This window comes from Streptococcus sp. HMSC072C09 (assembly GCF_001813105.1).
Lineage (GTDB): Bacteria > Bacillota > Bacilli > Lactobacillales > Streptococcaceae > Streptococcus.
This window is the reverse complement of record NZ_KV811493.1, coordinates 1-216: the sequence shown is the minus strand read 5'-3', so window position 1 is coordinate 216 and position 216 is coordinate 1. Positions and strand designations below refer to the sequence as shown.

Sequence of the window (216 nt, the reverse complement as noted above, 5' to 3'; positions counted from 1 at the left end):
GGACTAATACTAATAGCTCGAGGACTTATCCAAAGAGTCAGAAGATATTGACAACGAAAGGTTAACTTGTTAGAATATAGATGTTCAATTTTGAATGTTTAATCATTCAGAGTTAAGTGACGATAGCCTAGGAGATACACCTGTACCCATGCCGAACACAGCAGTTAAGCCCTAGAACGCCGGAAGTAGTTGGGGGTTGCCCCCTGTGAGATAAGG

At 42.1% G+C, this 216-nt stretch carries 1 rRNA gene; it reads left to right on the top strand.

Annotated elements, in window-relative coordinates:
• Nucleotides 1-112: 112 nt before the first annotated feature.
• Nucleotides 113-216 (top strand): 5S ribosomal RNA (gene rrf / locus HMPREF2893_RS03925); the annotation flags it as partial.